The organism is uncultured Pelagibacterium sp. (assembly GCF_963972885.1).
Lineage (GTDB): Bacteria > Pseudomonadota > Alphaproteobacteria > Rhizobiales > Devosiaceae > Pelagibacterium > Pelagibacterium nitratireducens.
This window is the reverse complement of sequence record NZ_CAXAXY010000015.1, coordinates 1-15,982: the sequence shown is the minus strand read 5'-3', so window position 1 is coordinate 15,982 and position 15,982 is coordinate 1. Positions and strand designations below refer to the sequence as shown.

Here is a 15,982-nt window from a genome sequence, read left to right as displayed (position 1 = left end):
TGTCGCCAAAAGCTCGAAAGCGGGACACTTAATGTCCAGAACCGGCTATTCACGCGTCTTGCTTAAGGTCTCCGGCGAAGCCCTCGCCGGAGACCAGTCATATGGAATCGAGCCCGAATTTCTCAATTCCATCGCCCGCCAGATCGTCGATCTGACCCGGTCAGGCATGCAAGTCGCCATCGTCATCGGTGGCGGTAATATCTTCAGGGGCATGGCCGTCGCCGCCAGGGGTGGCGATCGGGTTATCGGCGACCACATGGGTATGCTGGGAACTGTCATCAATTCCCTTGCCCTGGGCGATGCCATCCGCAGGGCAGGGGGGCGATCGCATGTCTTTTCATCGGTTTCCATGCCCTCGATTTGCGATACGTTCACCCAACGTGCCGCTATTGCCGCGCTTGAAGGCGGCGCCACGGTGATCTGCGCCGGAGGTACTGGCAACCCCTTCTTCACCACCGACACTGCCGCCGCACTCAAGGCCATTGAGTTGCGCTGCGACGTGCTCTTGAAGGGCACCAAGGTCGATGGTGTTTATTCCGCCGATCCGGAAAAAGATCCGTCCGCCACGAGATTTGACGCCATCTCCCATGAAGAGGTGATCGCCCAGGACCTGAGGGTCATGGACACCGCGGCATTTGCTCTTGCACGCGACAATGGCTTGCCGATAATCGTCTATGCCTTGTCGGACAAGGAAGGTCTGGTGGGCGTCCTCGATGGGCGAACTCCGAGTACGCGCGTTGGCTGACGCCGCGCGCTTTGATTTAAAAATGACATGATCGCTTGACCGATTGGTCAGGTGATAGCGGGCGGTAGCGCCCAGCAGACGACCGGGAGAAGACTTGATGTCCGAAGCGTTCTCACTCGAAAGCCTCCGCACGAGGATGAAAAAGTCCATTGAATCGATGAAGGGCGACCTCGCCGGCCTGCGCACCGGGCGCGCCAGTGCCAGTCTTCTCGAACCGATCATGGTCGATGCCTACGGCTCGTTGATGCCGCTCAACCAGGTTGCCACTGTTTCTGTGCCCGAGCCTCGGATGCTCTCAGTCCAGGTCTGGGACCGCTCGATGTCCTCAGCAGTTGAAAAGGCAATCCGGGAATCGTCGCTCGGTCTCAACCCGATGGCCGAGGGCCAGATCATCCGTGTGCCACTGCCTGAACTCAACGAAGAGCGTCGCCGCGAACTGTCCAAGGTTGCCCATCAATATGCCGAGCAGGCGCGCGTCGCCGTTCGTCACGTACGCCGCGACGGTATCGAGCTGCTGCGCAAGCTCGAAAAGGATGGTGATATGGGCCAAGACGAAGCACGCTCGGAAACCGACAGGGTTCAGAAGGCGACCGACGATGCCATTGCTGAGATCGACCAGCTCGTGGCCGCCAAGGAACAGGAAATCATGCACGTTTAGGCGGGCGCCGGCTTGGCTCCGGTCTGAGGAAACCGATGTCTACACATCCGGCGACAGTATCGATAGAGCCACAGCGCGATCTCAAGATCCCGCGCCATATCGGCGTGATCATGGACGGCAATGGCCGCTGGGCGAAACAGCGCGGCCTGGGGCGCTCCGAAGGCCACCGGGCAGGTGTTGAGGCCGTGCGCCGCATCGTGGCTCTGGCCATCGATTATGGTGTCCAATGCTTGACGCTCTTTTCGTTCTCGGCCGAAAACTGGCGTCGCCCACCTGACGAAGTGCGTTTCATCTTCGGCCTCTTGCGGCGGTTCGTTACCTCCGACCTCGAAAAACTCCACGCTCAGAATGTGCGCATTCGCATCATCGGCGATCGCGAAGGGCTGGAACGCGGCCTGCGCGGAATTATCGAAGACGTGGAAAACCGTACGGCCGGGAATACTGGCCTCGACCTGATTATCGCCTTTAACTACGGCGCCAAAACCGAGATTGTGACGGCCACAAGGGCCATTGCGCGCAAGGTCGCCGCAGGCGAGCTCAAGGCCGCGGAAATCGACGAGGCGACCATAGCCCGTCATCTCGATACCTCCGGACTCCCCGATCCTGACCTCATCCTGCGCACCAGCGGCGAAATGAGGCTCTCCAATTTCCTGCTTTGGCAATCCGCCTATGCCGAGCTGGTCTTTGTCGAGGAGAACTGGCCCGATTTCGACGAATCGGTTTTCGTCCGTGCGCTCAAGTCCTACACTGAGCGCGACAGGCGATTTGGCGGTATCAGGACGTGACGGAAGAAAAGGGTAGGGCGACGACAGCTTATGCAAAGCTATGGCCGTTTGGACCGGACCTTCTGCCGCGTCTGCTCTCTGCCATCGTCCTCATTCCTCTCACCGCCATTGCCCTGATTGCCGGCTGGATTCCGTTCGCTCTTCTCATCGCGCTCGTCATGGCGGGCGCCTATCGCGAATGGGAAGCCATGATTATCGGCCGCCAGTCGGGCTGGCCGGCGGTGTTTTTCATGGGAATGATCGCCATAGCCGCCGTTGCCCATCCAATGAACGGGGCCTGGACCAGTGCCATCGTTTTCGGCGTTGCCATTGTTCTGGCCTTGTTCGTCAAGGCGCCCAACCGGCACTGGCGTATTGGTGGCATTGTGTTTTTTGGCTTCGCCACTGTTGCATTTCTCGCCATTCGCGGCAGTTCGGCCGTTGGCATATGGGCGGGCGTCTTCCTGGTCTCAGTGGTCTGGATGACAGATATCGGCGCCTATTTTATCGGTCGCATCGTCGGAGGGACCAAGCTGTCCCCGGATGTATCGCCCTCCAAGACATGGTCGGGCGCGGCAGGCGGCTTGTGCGTGGGCACATTGAGCGGCATTGCGGTGTGGTTTGTCGCCGGCTGGGTGCTCGATACCCCTTCGCCCTTTGCCATAGGGATGTTGATTTCTGTCGTCGTCTCGATTTCCGGCCAGTTGGGTGATCTCGCCGAGAGTGCGGTAAAGCGTCGCTTCGCCGTCAAGGACAGCGGTGACATAATCCCCGGTCACGGGGGCCTGATGGACCGTATCGACAGCCTTACATCGGCTGGTATTGTCCTGTGGGGCATCGGGTTGGCCAATCGCGGCCTCGGCGCGGTACCACAAGGCATTCTGTTCTGGTAAAATGCCGGCGCGACAAATTTGGGTCATAACGCCCCCGCCATGGTTTGTCATGGCATCGCTTCAAAGGGATTTAGATGATCAGTGAACTTCCGTTCTTCCTGAACTACATCATACCCTTCCTGGCCATTCTTACGGTCATCGTCTTCGTCCATGAGATGGGGCACTATCTCGTGGCCCGCTGGAACGGGGTGGCCATCGACGCTTTTTCGATAGGCTTTGGCCCCGAACTGATCGGTTGGAACGACAAGCGTGGCACAAGGTGGCGTATCGCGGCCTTTCCACTGGGTGGCTACGTCAAGTTCACGGGCGACATGAACGCGGCAAGTGTGCCCGATCCGGATACCGGCCGCTACGACCCGGCAATCCGGCCCAATCTGTTTGCCAACAAATCGGTCTTCCAGCGTATGGCCGTCGTGGTAGCAGGCCCGGCTGCCAACTTTCTTCTCACGTTCCTGATTCTCTACGCCATGCTGCTCGGCTATGGGCGATTGACGCTCGATCCGGTGGTTGGAGATGTGGTTGCCGATTCGCCGGCCGCCATGGCGGGTCTGGAGTCGGGAGACCGCTTTTTGTCGGTCGATGGTTACGACATCCGCGGCTTTGAAGACGTTCAACGAATAATCTCGACCGCGCCAGAGCGCACCGTTCCCATGATTATAGAACGGGACGGAGATCGTCTGGACCTCTCGCTGGTTCCGCGCACGGAAATCACGACTACCCGTTTCGGGCGTGAGCTCAAGGTGGGCCGGATGGGCGTCACGCGTGACGTGAGCGAGGGCGACATCGTGCTGTACCGCCCAGGGCCATTGGAAGCTGTTGGCATGACGTTCGAGGAAATCTCGTTCATCATCGATCGGACGCTAAACTTTCTTGGCGACATTTTCATAGGCCGCGCCGATCTCGATCAGGTGGCTGGTCCGGTTGGCATGGCGCAGGTTTCGGGCGAGGTCGCCACGCTGGGCCTGTTAGCATTGGTTAACCTTACGGCACTTTTATCGCTAAACATCGGCATAATTAACCTGTTCCCAGTCCCTATGTTGGATGGTGGTCATCTGATGTACTACCTCTACGAGGCTGTGCGCGGCCGTCCCCTGAGCCAGCGCGTTCAGGAAATCGGATATCGCATAGGCTTTGCCCTGGTGTGTACGCTGATGGTTTTCACGCTGATCAACGATCTGGTCTGAAGTCGGGCCAGCGGCAGGCAGCGCGCGGTATCAAGGGGTTAGCAAGTGTTGCATGATTACATGTCTGGCCATCTTTTGGCCGCAGGGCAGGGGGTTTCACCTTGCCCGTCGAGGAAAAACAGGTAAAACCTGTCATCGGAGTATGGGGGAATCCACGTCTTGAGACGATTCCCGGTCCAAGTCTCAAAGGGCAAGCAAGAACAATCATGATGAAATCAGCCAAGCTTTTGCACAGCGTCCTCCTCGCCATGGCGCTTTTCACCTTTGCGCCTTTTATCGGAAGTGCCGCGCTGGTTCTGAGTGTTTCGCCTGCGCAGGCCCAGGTGGCTGAGGGGACCGAGGTCTCGGCGATCGGGTTCGACGGCAACAGCCGATTTAATGACAACCAGCTTTCCGCAATGGTGGATGTGGCCGCGCGCCGGGTTTACACTCAGGCTGGCATTGCCAACGACATCCAGACAATCCAGTCCGCCTATACCCAGGCCGGCTATTCCAATGTAACGGTGACCTCAAGCACCGAGCCGACGACTGATGGCCGGGTCCGCGTCTTCTTCCAGGTCAATGAGGGTGATCGCGCAGGCATTGCCGCGATCAACTTTACCGGCAATAATTCCATCAGCTCGATGGTGCTCAAGGGCGTTGTCACCACCAAGGAAACCCACATTTTCAGCTGGCTGTTCCGCGATGATCTCTACAGTGAGGACCGCCTTGCCGTCGACCGTGAGCGCGTTCGGCTCTACTACGCCAATCGCGGCTTCCCCGATGCGCGCGTCTTGTCCTCGGTCGCCGAGTTCGATGCCACCCGCAACGCCTATTTCATCAACTTTACCGTCGATGAAGGCCAGCGCTATGATTTTGGGAACATCGCCATTGAAACCTCGATTTCGGGCCTTGATGCGGACGCCCTGCGTGGCGGGATCAGCACCGGTTCGGGCAGCCGCTATTCTCTTTCCGATCTCAGCGAATCCACCTCAGAGCTTGCGTTGCGCGCGACCAATCAGGGCTATCCTTTTGCCGAAGTTCGCCCACGCATCGATCGTGACATCAACAGCAATACCTTCAATGTGACCTATCTGGTCGATGAAGGTCCGCGTGTTTATGTCGAGCGCATCAACATCACCGGCAATACAAAGACCCGCGACTATGTCATCCGCCGCGAGTTCGACTTCGCCGAGGGCGATCCGTTCAACCGGGCGCTGGTGACCAAGGGGCGTGCCGATATCGAATCCCTGGGCTTTTTCTCCTCGGTGCAGGTCACATCCGCGCCGGGCAGCTCCCCGGACCGCGTCATTTTGAATGTGGCGGTCGTCGAGCGCAGCACCGGCGATTACGGTGTTGGTGCCGGCTACTCTACGCGTGACGGCATTTTTGGTGAAATATCGCTGACAGAACGCAACTTCCTTGGTCGCGGCCAGTATCTGCGCATCGCCCTTGGCCGTTCTGAAAATGGCGAGACCTATGACTTCAGCTTCACCGAGCCACGCTTCATGGGGCTGCGCATATCCGCTGGCGTCGATGCCTATCGGCGCGTAACGGTCGAGGGGTCCACCTTCTCGTATGGAACCGAAACCACAGGTGCCCAGCTCCGCTTCGGCCTTCCGGTCGCTCAGGATCTGACGCTCACCACGCGTCTCGGCCTCGAACAGGTGACATTTACCGATGATGAAGCGCCCGCGGCACCCGCCTATATCGGCGGAACCCGTGACCGCCTGACTGTCGGCTACACGCTGACCTACGACACGCTCGACGACCAGCAGCGTCCGACAGAAGGCATGATTTTGTCCTTCTCGCAGGATTACACGACGCTCACTGCCGACTTCCTGAAGACCGAAGTCAGAGCGCGCGTATACTATCCGATCTGGGAAGAAATGGGCGTGGTCGGCAGCTTGCGTGGCCAGGCCGGCACGATCACCGATATCGGTGGCAGCGGCATCCACCCCACTGATACCTTCCAGCTCGGGCCGAACCTTGTCCGTGGCTATCGCTTCGGTGGAATGGGTGCCCGTGCGGCCGGAACCGGCGACGCGCTTGGTGTACTCTCTTACGCTGGACTGTCCGCCGAAATCGACTTCCCGCTGCCCTTCCTGCCCGAAAACTGGGGCCTGCGCGGTGCGGTTTGGGGTGATGTCGGCTGGATAGACGGCATTCCGGCTGGTGGATATGAAACGGCCGACGGTATCGGCAACCCGCTCAAATCCTCGGTCGGCGGTTCGCTGATCTGGGAATCGCCGCTGGGTCCGCTGCGGGGTGATTTCGCCCATGTGATCGAACCCGACACCTTCGATCGCACCCAGGTGTTCCAGCTGACGCTTTCGACACTGTTCTAATCGTCCGCTCTTATTGAAAAAACGGAAACCGCGGCGTATCAGAGCCGCGGTTTCTTTTTCAGGCGCAGCAATGATCGATCCCCGATTTCACCAGTGCATTGGCCCGCGGCTTTTGTCGGACTTGCTCGTTGCCGCAGGGCACAAAGCGTTGGCGGGCAATCTGGCTTCGAACCCTTTGATCGAAGGCGCCAGCGATCTGGCCGATGCCGGTGCCGCCAACATCTCGTTCGCGGCCAGTAAGTCCTATGCCGATCAATTGGCCCGCAGCCGTGCAGGGGCCGTGCTGGCCACCGCTGATCTTGCCGCTTCCGTCGCCGACCATGCGACAGCAATATTCTGCGAAAAGCCCTACGATGTCTTCGTCGACATCCTCAATGTGTTCTATCCCGACGATGGCGCGTCGGTTATTCGCGCCTCGACATACACCGATCCTGCTCCGCTGATTGAGCCCGGCGTGACACTAGGTGCCAACGTCAGTGTCGGGCCGGGCGCGCAAATCGGTTCGGGCACCGTCATTGGTGCCAATACCACCATCGGCGCGGGTGTCACCATCGGGCGCGATTGCGTCATCGGCTCCAATGTTTCGATCGAATGCGCCTATCTGGGCAATGAAGTTGTCATCCAGCCCGGTGTCGTCATCGGCGCAGAAGGTTTCGGCTTCCAGTTGCGCTCCGACCGGCATCGCAAGATACCACAACTGGGCCGCGTCATCATTCAGGACCGCGTCGAGCTCGGAGCCAACACAACCGTCGACCGCGGCACTCTGGGCGATACGGTCATAGGTGAGGGCACCAAGATCGACAATCTAGTTCAGGTGGGCCACAACTGCCGTATCGGTCGCAATTGCGTCATTTCGGGCATGTGTGGGTTGTCGGGGTCAACGATCCTGGAAGATGGCGTCGTCATGGGGGGCGGCGCCGGCACGGCGGGGCATCTGCGGCTGGGCGCCAACACGCTTGTTCTGGCACGTTCAGGCGTTACCCACAGCTTTCCGGCCGGCTCCAATATTGCCGGGGCGCCTGCCCAGGATGTAAAGATGTGGAAGCGAGAAATCGTAGCGGTAAGACGGTTGTCAAAAGGGGATAAGACTTGAGTACCCTCAGTCCTGATACGGCCAAGCAGGCCACTGAACTCTCCACAATGGAGATTGATGCCGTCCTGAACGCGCTTCCGCATCGCTATCCATTTCTGATGATCGACCGCATCATAGAAATCGACGGCGACAATTCGGCCATCGGCATCAAGAACGTGACCTTCAACGAGCCTCAGTTCCAAGGCCATTTTCCCGGCGAACCCATTTTTCCCGGTGTGTTGATCATCGAGGGCATGGCCCAGACGGCCGGCGCCATCGTCATCAATCTCGAGAACAAGTCCGGTGACAGGCACATCGTCTATCTTTTGACGATCGACGCGGTGAAGTTCCGCAAGCCGGCCAAGCCTGGCGACAAGCTTGAATATCACATAAAAAAAATCCACCGCCGCAAGACTGTCGGGCGTTATGAAGCAAAGGCCATCGTGAACGGTGTCGTCGTCGCAGAAGCCGAAATCGGCGCGATGATCGTCAAGGAACAAGCGTGACTGCATCCATCCATTCCACAGCCATCGTCAGCGAAAGCGCGACGTTGGGCGAAAACGTGCAAGTTGGCCCCTATTGCATCGTGGGGGGTGACGTCACCCTTGGGGATGGCGCAAGGCTCGTGTCCCACGTTTCCATCGACGGCCGCACCGAGGTTGGCGCCCGAACGACGATTTACCCCTTCTCGTCCATCGGCCATCCGCCGCAGGACCTCAAATTTGAAGGTGAGCCAAGCACGGTATCGATCGGCAGCGACTGCGTGTTGCGCGAATACGTAACCATCAATCCCGGCACCGCCGGCGGCGGGATGGAAACGCGGGTCGGCAACAATTGCCTGCTCATGGTCGGCGTTCACATCGCCCATGATTGCCGCGTGGGCAACCATGTGGTCATGGCCAATCAGGCCTCCCTGGCCGGCCATTGCGTAGTCGATGATTACGTCCGGTTCGGCGGCATTTGCGGTGTTCATCAGTTCGTACGCATCGGCGCCCACGCTTTTGTCGGCGCCATGTCGTTTGTCGAAAACGACGTCATCCCCTACGGCTCGGTGCTTGGCAATCGAGCCTATCTCGGCGGTCTGAACCTTGTTGGCCTCAAGCGCCGCAAGTTCGACCGTGAGTCCATCCATGCGCTCCGGGCCGCCTATCGCATGATTTTTTCGAGCGAGGGTACGCTGCGTGAGCGTATTGAGGACGCCGCCGAAATCTTCGAGGGCGAAGCGCTCGTCGAAGAAGTCATTGAGTTCATAAGAAAGCCGTCCGAGCGCGCGCTCTGCATGCCACGCAACGGCACGCCAGCCGAACAATGACCGTCCCGGGCCGATTGGCGCTCGTCGCCGGATCGGGCGACCTTGTGCCTCAGGCCATTGCCGCCGCTCGCGACGCCGGGTGGGAAGTTCGCGTGCTCACGCTCCAGCCGCGCCCCGATCTGGAGGCCGAGCATCCCTTCCAGATCAAAGTGTCCCGCCCAGATCAGGTGCTGCGCGAAATCCGCCGATTCAAGGCCACTCACGTTTGCGCCGTGGGCGGCATGCACATGTCGGACAAGGAGCGCGAGACTTTCGCCGAATTTGCTGGCGACAAGGACGCCGCCGCCAAAGGCGACAGCAAGCTGTCGCAGCTCGGGGCAGCCCTTCTCAAGATATTGGGCCTACCCTTCATCGGCGTGCACGAAATCGTTTCCGATCTTCTCGCACCGCAAGGGCAAATCGGCGCTGTCCATGCCGATGACGCGTTGATCCGCACAGCCGAATTTGCCTTTGCCGCCGCACGTAAGGCCGGTTCCCTCGATCTTGGCCAGGCGCTCGTCGCTGCCGGCGCCCGGATCATTGCCACCGAAGACATCGGTGGTACCGACGAACTGCTCACGCGGTGTGCCGCCTATCGCGAACGCGGCCTTATCGGAAACGGGCGCGGTCGTCTGGTGCTGGCCAAAACCTCAAAGCCCGGGCAGCCCCTGCACGTCGATCTTCCCGCTATCGGTAAAAACACCGTCGCACTGGCTCAAAACGCCGGCATCGAGGCCATTGTCGTTGAGACCGGGCGCACCTTGTTGATTGGTCGCGACGAGCTCATTTCAGCCGCCAATGCCGCCGATATCGCGCTTGTCGGCATTGCTGCCCAAGATGACTAGCGTTTTCGTACTCGCTGGCGAGGCGTCAGGCGATCGCATTGGTGCCAATCTGATAGCCGGCCTGCGCCGTTCTCGCCCCGATCTTTCCATATCCGGGGTCGGTGGCGATGCCATGGAAGGCGAGGGGCTCTCCTCGCTGTTTCCAATCGACGATCTTGCGGTCATGGGCTATCGCGACGTTATCGTGCGGCTTCCGCTCTTGCTGTGGCGGGCGCGCCAGGTCGTCTCCGCCGTAATGCGGCAACAACCGGGCGTCGTCGTCCTCATAGATGCGCAAGTCTTCTCCAAGGTCGTCGCCAGATCACTGCGCAAACGGGGCTATGGCGGCGCCATCATTCTTTATGTCGCCCCGGCCGTCTGGGCGTGGGGCGCCGGGCGGGCCCGAAAGTTGGCGGGCATCTTTGATGAGGTGCTCAGTGTCCTTCCCTTCGAGCCTGGGGCCATGCGAAGCTTGGGCGGTCCACAAACCGCCTATGTCGGACACCCCGCGCTTGAAAAATATTCCATGCGTTCGGTCCAACCTGCCGCCGGTCCCATATTGCTGCTCCCGGGCAGCCGTAGGGGCGAAATCACTCGTCATCTTCCCATGATGGCTGAAGTGGCGCAACGCTTGTCGGCTCACCCTTCCGTCACTGGTTTCATCATTCTCTCCACACGGTCGCAGGCGGCCCGCATTTCGCGCATAGTGGCCCAATGGCCGATCCCGGTGTCGGTGGTTGTGACCGCGCAGGATCGCCAGTCCGCAATCGAACAGGCCATCGCTGCTGTTGCCGTCAGCGGCACCGTTACACTCGAGCTTGCGCTTGCCGGGGTCCCTCACATCCTGACCTATGTGGCCGAAGGCGCCCAGGTGCGCATGTTCAAAAGGGCAACGACGCGCTTTATCGGCTTGCCCAATATCATCGCAGAAAAAGAGGTGATCCCGGAAGTCCTGTTCGCTCACAAGGGCGAGCCGGAAAAACTGGCTGACGCCGCCTTTGCTCTGGTCGACGCGCCAAATGAGTTGGCTTCCCAAGCAGAAGACTTCCGCCAGATCCGCACTCTCATGGAAAAAGGGGCACCGGAAGCGCCCCTTCAAGATCCTGTCGAAAGAATTCTGGCCCGTATCTAGCGGGCAGAGATATCCACGTAATCGCGCTTGGTCGCGCCGTTATAGAGCTGGCGCGGACGGCCGATCTTTTTCTGCGGGTCGCCGATCATTTCCTTCCACTGGGCAATCCAGCCCACGGTGCGCGAAAGCGCGAAGATTGCAGTGAACATGGAGGTCGGGAAGCCGATCGCATCGAGAATGATACCCGAATAGAAATCCACATTCGGATAGAGCTTACGCTCGACGAAATAGGGGTCCTCCAGAGCGATCTTTTCGAGTTCCTGGGCAACCTGCAGCGTCGGGTTGTTTTCAACACCCAGCAAGTCGAGAACCTCACGCGCCGACTCCTGCATTACGGCAGCCCGGGGATCGTAATTCTTGTAAACCCGGTGCCCGAAGCCCATTAGGCGGAACGGATCGTTCTTGTCCTTGGCCCGCGCGATAAATTCAGGGATGCGGTCAACCGTTCCGATCTGGCGCAGCATGTTGAGCGCAGCTTCGTTCGCCCCGCCATGCGCCGGGCCCCATAGGCACGCCACACCCGCAGCAATACACGCAAACGGATTTGCATCCGACGAGCCGGACAGACGAACCGTTGAAGTCGAAGCGTTTTGCTCATGGTCGGCATGAAGCGTAAAAATGCGGTCCATGGCTCTGGCGACCACCGGATCGACCTTGTATTCCTCGGCCGGCACGGCAAAGCACATGTGCAGGAAGTTTGAGGCGTAGTCGAGATCGTTACGCGGATAGACAAAGGGCTGGCCCACCGAATATTTGTAGGCCATAGCCGCAATCGTCGGCAGCTTGGCGATCATCCGGATCGAAGCGATTTCACGCTGCTCGGGGTCCGAGATGTCTGTGGAGTCGTGGTAGAACGCCGCCATCGCACCAACGACGCCGGTTACGATTGCCATCGGATGCGCGTCGCGGCGGAACCCGCGATAAAAATAGTGCATCTGTTCGTGCACCATCGTGTGACGTGTCACCCGGTTCTCGAAGTCCCGTAGATCGGCTTTCGATGGCAACTCGCCATAGAGCAACAGATAACAGACTTCGATATACGAGCTGTTGTCCGCAAGCTGGTCGATCGGATAGCCGCGATAGAGGAGTTCGCCCTTGTCGCCATCGATATACGTGATGGCGCTGTCGCAGGCTGCTGTCGACGTGAACCCGGGATCGTAGGTAAACAGCCCGGTCTGGGCGTACAGCGAGCGAATGTCGATGACATCGGGCCCAACCGTGCCGCTGAGCACCGGGAACTCATAGGTCTCATCGCCCAGAGTAAGTTTTGCCGATTGTTCGCTCATTCATGTGCCTCCCGGGTTTCGGCCCAGATATGCCGCAAGCACCAGGCTCGCCCGCTCTGAGCACGCACAATGACGTCTTTGAAAAATGCTTCGCTTGGGTATCCGAAATTGTCACACCATGCAACTACGTCAAGGTTCTTGACGTATAGGTAAATATAGATCGCAATTCAGAAAACAGCGAGGATGGCGCTAGGAATGAACCCCGGTGCCAACGCCCACTACATCTGAAAGCCGGGCCAAGCTCTCTTCGCGCCCAATCAATACCATGACCTCGAAAATGCCCGGCGAAATTGTTCGCCCCGTAAGGGCGGCCCGCAAGGGTTGGGCAACCTTGCCCAGCTTCAACCCCACTGTCTCTGCATAGGTCCGCACGGTCCCATCCAGACTTTCGACGGACCAGCCATCGAGGGACGAAAACGCGGTCGTCAACGCTGCCAGATGCGCAACGCTCTCTTCATTGAGCAGTGCTGCCGCCTTTTCTTCGATAGGAAGCGGCCGTTCCGCATAGATGAACTGCGCCAGGTCGATCAGCTCCAGTACGGTCTTGGCACGCGGTTGAAGCTCTGGAATGGCAGCAAGCACGGTGTCCTTGTTGGAAACCAGCCCGGCATAGTCCGCATTTCGCCCGGTTTCCGATGCCGTCTCGACCATCACATCGTAGAGCCGGGCAGGGTCGGTCGAGCGGATATAGTGGCCGTTTAGATTGTCGAGCTTGACGAAATCGAAGCGTGAAGCGCCCTTGTTAAGGGCCTCGAGCGAGAACCACTCGACCATCTGGTCGGTCGAAAATATCTCGTCATCGCCATGCGCCCAGCCCAGGCGGGCAAGATAATTGCGCAACGCTTCGGGCAGGTATCCCATTTGCCGATAGGTTTCGACCCCCATGGCGCCATGCCGCTTGGAAAGCTTTGCGCCATCCGGCCCGTGGATCAGCGGAATATGCGCCATTTCCGGGATATCCCAGCCCATGGCCCGATAAATCACGATCTGCCGGGCGGCATTGGTCAGATGATCGTCGCCCCGGATGATATGGGTAACGCCCATGTCGTGATCGTCAACTACCACGGCGTGCATATAGGTGGGTGTTCCATCAGAGCGCAGGATGATGAAATCGTCGAGGTTTTCAGCCTTGAAGACCACATCGCCCTGCACCCGGTCCTTGACCACGATGTCACCGGACTGTGGGGCCTTGATCCGTACGACAGGCTTGACACCCTCAGGCGCTTCTGATGCATCGCGGTCGCGCCAGCGCCCGTCATAGCGCGGCGGGCGGCCTTCGGCGCGCGCTTTGTCGCGCATCTCGGTCAATTCCTGAGGCGTGCAATAACACTTGTAGGCATTACCGCTTTCGAGCAGTTTTAACGCAATCTCGGCGTGCCGGTCTGCCCGCACGAACTGGCTGATCGGGGTCCCGTCCCAATCGAGGCCAAGCCAGCTCATGCCGTCCAGAATGGCCGCCACGGCGGCCTCGGTAGAGCGCTCGCGGTCGGTGTCTTCAATGCGCAGCAGCATCTTTCCACCCATCTTGCGCGCGAACGCCCAGTTGAACAGTGCGGTTCGCGCGCCCCCGATATGCAGGAAACCTGTGGGAGAAGGCGCAAAACGCGTTACGACGGGTTTGGACATAAGGCTTACCGCTTGGAGAAATGTTTGGCCCGTGTGTACCATAGCGCCCAACGAGCGCAAGGGTTGGGGGCGCGCAAGATGGTCGACTTTCCTGTCGCCAAAAATCTTCGGCAGGGACGGGCGGCTGGGCCGCTTGCGTGGCTCGTGGCCCGGATCTCTGCTCTTTGTGCTGGCTTGCGCATGGCGGTCCTCGACGCCGTGACCCAGCGTCGCAACTTCATTCTCTTTCCCTTCTTCATGATCGCCGGGCTCATCGTCTATCGCGTGCTTCCAAGTGAACCGGCGTTTATTGCTCTCGCGACCCTGATCGGTTTCACCTTCGCAACTGCCTGGCTTGGCCGTGATCGTGCCCCGATCCGGGAAATTGCACTTCTTGCATCGATGTTCGCTCTCGGCATGGTTCTCCTGCCCGTTCATGGTGCGCTGTTCGGTACCCGGATGCTCGAGAGCCCCCGCTATGGCACCTATACGGCGAGCATTGAGGCTGTCACCTACAACGATGGCAGCGAGCAGCGCTGGGTCCTTTCCGATGTCGCTGGCGAATTGGATTGGACGCTCCCCAATGTTCGCCTGGCCCGCGTCACTGTGCCCGGTGCTTACGATGTTTCCCCCGGCGACATCATAACGGCTCGCATCCGCTTTTATCCGGTTCCGCCGCCCGCCGTCCCGGGCGGCTACGACTCCCAGTTCGTGAGCCATTTTGATGGCATCGGTGCCTATGGAACTGCATTCGGCGATATCGAAATCTCGAAAAGCGCCGCCGGGGAGCTGTCGCGCGCGGTCAAGGACCTTCGCGCCGCCATCACAACGCGTATCGTGTCCCAACTTGGCGAACGCATCGGTGGAATCGCCGCGGCGCTCGTCACCGGCGATCAGAGCCGGATCACCGACGATGACCGCAATCTGATGGCATCGGCCGGCATCGCCCATGTCATTGCCATTTCCGGTCTGCACCTGACGCTGGTGGCGGGCACCATGTTCGCCTGCGTTCGCTTTTTTCTCTCACTGGGCCATGGTGTCACCCAACGCTTCCCCATAAAAAAGATCGCCGCGGGTTTTGGTATTGCCACGGCGCTAGCCTACATGGTGATTTCGGGTATGGTTATCCCGGCGGTGCGCTCGACCATCATGCTCGCGCTCATCTTTGCCGCCATCATTGCCGGGCGGCAGGCGCTGACCATGCGCAACGTGGCGATCGCCGGTCTGGCAATCATCGTTTTCGAACCCACCAGCGTCTTCCGCGCTTCTTTTCAGCTCTCCTTTGCCGCCGTCATCGCTTTGATAGCGGCTTACGAATTGGCTCGGCGCAATCGGGAGGACAGGGAACGCCCACAGCGGGGCAGGGCGCTGACCCTGATGCTCGATATTGCTACCACCAGCATCATCGCCGGTCTGGCAACACTGGTCTTTACCGCCTACCACTTCCAGCAGACCGCGCCATTCGGGGTGTTGGGTAACCTAATGGTTATGCCCATCGTGAGCTTTGTGATGATGCCTGCTGCTCTGCTCGGAACCTTGCTGCTCCCTCTTGGCCTCGAGGCCATTCCCTATGCTGGGCTCGGCTGGAGCATCGAGGCTATGCTCTGGTGCGCCGGTTTCGTCCGAAATTTGAGCGGCGGGTTCGACCCGAGCCCCATACTGTCCCCGGTCGCACTCGGCGTCGCTCTGTTCGCATTGGCATGGCTGGCCTATTTTCGAACCCACATGCGCATAATTGGCCCCATTGTCGCGGTTCCGCTCATCGCTTTTTTCTGTCTCGAGCAGGCGCCCGACATATTCATTGCCGATCAAAGCCAGGCATTGGCCGTTCGCAGCGGAGACCGGGTTGCCCTGATCGCCGGCCGCAACAATACCTTTGCCACCACCATCTGGTCAGAACGCTATCTGACGGTTATCGAAGACGCCCACACCGCCACAGGTTGCGACAGTCTGGGCTGCATCCTCTCGACCGAGGAGGGCTATACCGTAGCGCTGGTCAAATCTCGCGACGCGTTTGACGAAGATTGCCGCATCGCCGAGATCGTCATCGCCCGCCTGACTGCGCCGCCCCAATGCAAGACGGCAGCCAAACTGGTTGTCGACGCTTCAGACCTCGCACGCTATGGCGCTCATATGATCGATTGGAATGGCCCCGATCTGCCGCCAACAATCCGCACCGCCATCGACGGACCGGACCGCCC

The 15,982-nt window shown here is 59.5% G+C and carries 14 protein-coding genes; 12 read left to right on the top strand and 2 right to left on the bottom strand.

What is annotated here, in order from left to right; genetic code table 11:
* The first annotated feature begins 31 nt into the window (after nucleotides 1-31).
* From pyrH to AACZ55_RS04445, 11 genes are all read left to right on the top strand, one after another.
* Nucleotides 32-745: a UMP kinase gene (gene pyrH / locus AACZ55_RS04495; protein WP_338606967.1), complete on the top strand. Its 714-nt coding sequence runs from the start codon at nucleotides 32-34 to the stop codon at nucleotides 743-745.
* A gap of 97 nt (nucleotides 746-842) precedes the next feature.
* A complete protein-coding gene (frr, locus tag AACZ55_RS04490) occupies nucleotides 843-1,403 on the top strand; it encodes a ribosome recycling factor (protein ID WP_339643560.1) in 561 nt (186 codons plus the stop codon).
* 35 nt (nucleotides 1,404-1,438) lie between these two features.
* On the top strand, nucleotides 1,439-2,188 hold the full coding sequence (locus AACZ55_RS04485) for an isoprenyl transferase (protein WP_339643557.1): 750 nt from the start codon (nucleotides 1,439-1,441) through the stop codon (nucleotides 2,186-2,188).
* Nucleotides 2,185-3,060 (top strand): phosphatidate cytidylyltransferase, encoded by an 876-nt coding sequence (locus AACZ55_RS04480; RefSeq protein WP_338606964.1) that lies wholly within the window; start codon nucleotides 2,185-2,187, stop codon nucleotides 3,058-3,060. Before AACZ55_RS04485 ends, AACZ55_RS04480 begins: the two co-directional genes overlap by 4 nt.
* Before the next feature lie 74 nt (nucleotides 3,061-3,134).
* Nucleotides 3,135-4,244, top strand: a complete 1,110-nt coding sequence (rseP, locus tag AACZ55_RS04475) for an RIP metalloprotease RseP (RefSeq protein ID WP_339643554.1) — start codon at nucleotides 3,135-3,137, stop codon at nucleotides 4,242-4,244.
* 206 nt (nucleotides 4,245-4,450) lie between these two features.
* Nucleotides 4,451-6,571 (top strand): outer membrane protein assembly factor BamA, encoded by a 2,121-nt coding sequence (gene bamA / locus AACZ55_RS04470; protein WP_338606962.1) that lies wholly within the window; start codon nucleotides 4,451-4,453, stop codon nucleotides 6,569-6,571.
* Between the two features lie 70 nt (nucleotides 6,572-6,641).
* Nucleotides 6,642-7,664 (top strand): UDP-3-O-(3-hydroxymyristoyl)glucosamine N-acyltransferase, encoded by a 1,023-nt coding sequence (lpxD, locus tag AACZ55_RS04465; protein ID WP_339643551.1) that lies wholly within the window; start codon nucleotides 6,642-6,644, stop codon nucleotides 7,662-7,664.
* Between the two features lie 47 nt (nucleotides 7,665-7,711).
* Nucleotides 7,712-8,149 carry a 3-hydroxyacyl-ACP dehydratase FabZ gene (gene fabZ / locus AACZ55_RS04460; protein ID WP_338610682.1) on the top strand — a complete coding sequence of 146 codons (438 nt, stop codon included), beginning with the start codon at nucleotides 7,712-7,714 and terminating at the stop codon, nucleotides 8,147-8,149.
* Nucleotides 8,146-8,955, top strand: coding sequence for an acyl-ACP--UDP-N-acetylglucosamine O-acyltransferase (gene lpxA / locus AACZ55_RS04455; RefSeq protein ID WP_339643548.1), 810 nt, complete (start codon nucleotides 8,146-8,148; stop codon nucleotides 8,953-8,955). Before fabZ ends, lpxA begins: the two co-directional genes overlap by 4 nt.
* Nucleotides 8,952-9,779, top strand: coding sequence for a UDP-2,3-diacylglucosamine diphosphatase LpxI (lpxI, locus tag AACZ55_RS04450; RefSeq protein WP_339643545.1), 828 nt, complete (start codon nucleotides 8,952-8,954; stop codon nucleotides 9,777-9,779). The genes lpxA and lpxI overlap by 4 nt, the downstream gene beginning before the upstream one ends.
* The gene (locus tag AACZ55_RS04445) at nucleotides 9,772-10,890 is read left to right on the top strand and encodes a lipid-A-disaccharide synthase (RefSeq protein ID WP_339643542.1); all 1,119 of its coding nucleotides are present in this window, start codon (nucleotides 9,772-9,774) and stop codon (nucleotides 10,888-10,890) included. Before lpxI ends, AACZ55_RS04445 begins: the two co-directional genes overlap by 8 nt.
* Here the strand turns inward: AACZ55_RS04445 and gltA are convergent.
* Nucleotides 10,887-12,176 (bottom strand): citrate synthase, encoded by a 1,290-nt coding sequence (gene gltA, locus AACZ55_RS04440; RefSeq protein WP_339643539.1) that lies wholly within the window; start codon nucleotides 12,174-12,176, stop codon nucleotides 10,887-10,889. The genes AACZ55_RS04445 and gltA overlap by 4 nt on opposite strands.
* A gap of 189 nt (nucleotides 12,177-12,365) precedes the next feature.
* On the bottom strand, nucleotides 12,366-13,802 hold the full coding sequence (gene gltX, locus AACZ55_RS04435) for a glutamate--tRNA ligase (protein WP_339643537.1): 1,437 nt from the start codon (nucleotides 13,800-13,802) through the stop codon (nucleotides 12,366-12,368).
* A gap of 180 nt (nucleotides 13,803-13,982) precedes the next feature.
* On the opposite strand from gltX, the gene AACZ55_RS04430 reads away from it, so the two are divergent.
* On the top strand, nucleotides 13,983-15,982 hold a 2,000-nt coding region (locus tag AACZ55_RS04430; protein ID WP_339643534.1), incomplete at its 3' end, for a ComEC/Rec2 family competence protein.

Excerpts from the sequence above, each read along its gene's own strand:
- lpxD (WP_339643551.1), top strand. The coding sequence starts at position 6,642 with ATGATCGATCCCCGATTTCACCAGTGCATTGGCCCGCGGCTTTTGTCG.
- AACZ55_RS04445 (WP_339643542.1), top strand. The coding sequence starts at position 9,772 with ATGACTAGCGTTTTCGTACTCGCTGGCGAGGCGTCAGGCGATCGCATT.
- fabZ (WP_338610682.1), top strand. The coding sequence starts at position 7,712 with ATGGAGATTGATGCCGTCCTGAACGCGCTTCCGCATCGCTATCCATTT.
- pyrH (WP_338606967.1), top strand. The coding sequence starts at position 32 with ATGTCCAGAACCGGCTATTCACGCGTCTTGCTTAAGGTCTCCGGCGAA.
- rseP (WP_339643554.1), top strand. The coding sequence starts at position 3,135 with ATGATCAGTGAACTTCCGTTCTTCCTGAACTACATCATACCCTTCCTG.
- gltA (WP_339643539.1), bottom strand. The coding sequence starts at position 12,176 with ATGAGCGAACAATCGGCAAAACTTACTCTGGGCGATGAGACCTATGAG.
- frr (WP_339643560.1), top strand. The coding sequence starts at position 843 with ATGTCCGAAGCGTTCTCACTCGAAAGCCTCCGCACGAGGATGAAAAAG.
- lpxI (WP_339643545.1), top strand. The coding sequence starts at position 8,952 with ATGACCGTCCCGGGCCGATTGGCGCTCGTCGCCGGATCGGGCGACCTT.
- bamA (WP_338606962.1), top strand. The coding sequence starts at position 4,451 with ATGATGAAATCAGCCAAGCTTTTGCACAGCGTCCTCCTCGCCATGGCG.
- AACZ55_RS04485 (WP_339643557.1), top strand. The coding sequence starts at position 1,439 with ATGTCTACACATCCGGCGACAGTATCGATAGAGCCACAGCGCGATCTC.
- gltX (WP_339643537.1), bottom strand. The coding sequence starts at position 13,802 with ATGTCCAAACCCGTCGTAACGCGTTTTGCGCCTTCTCCCACAGGTTTC.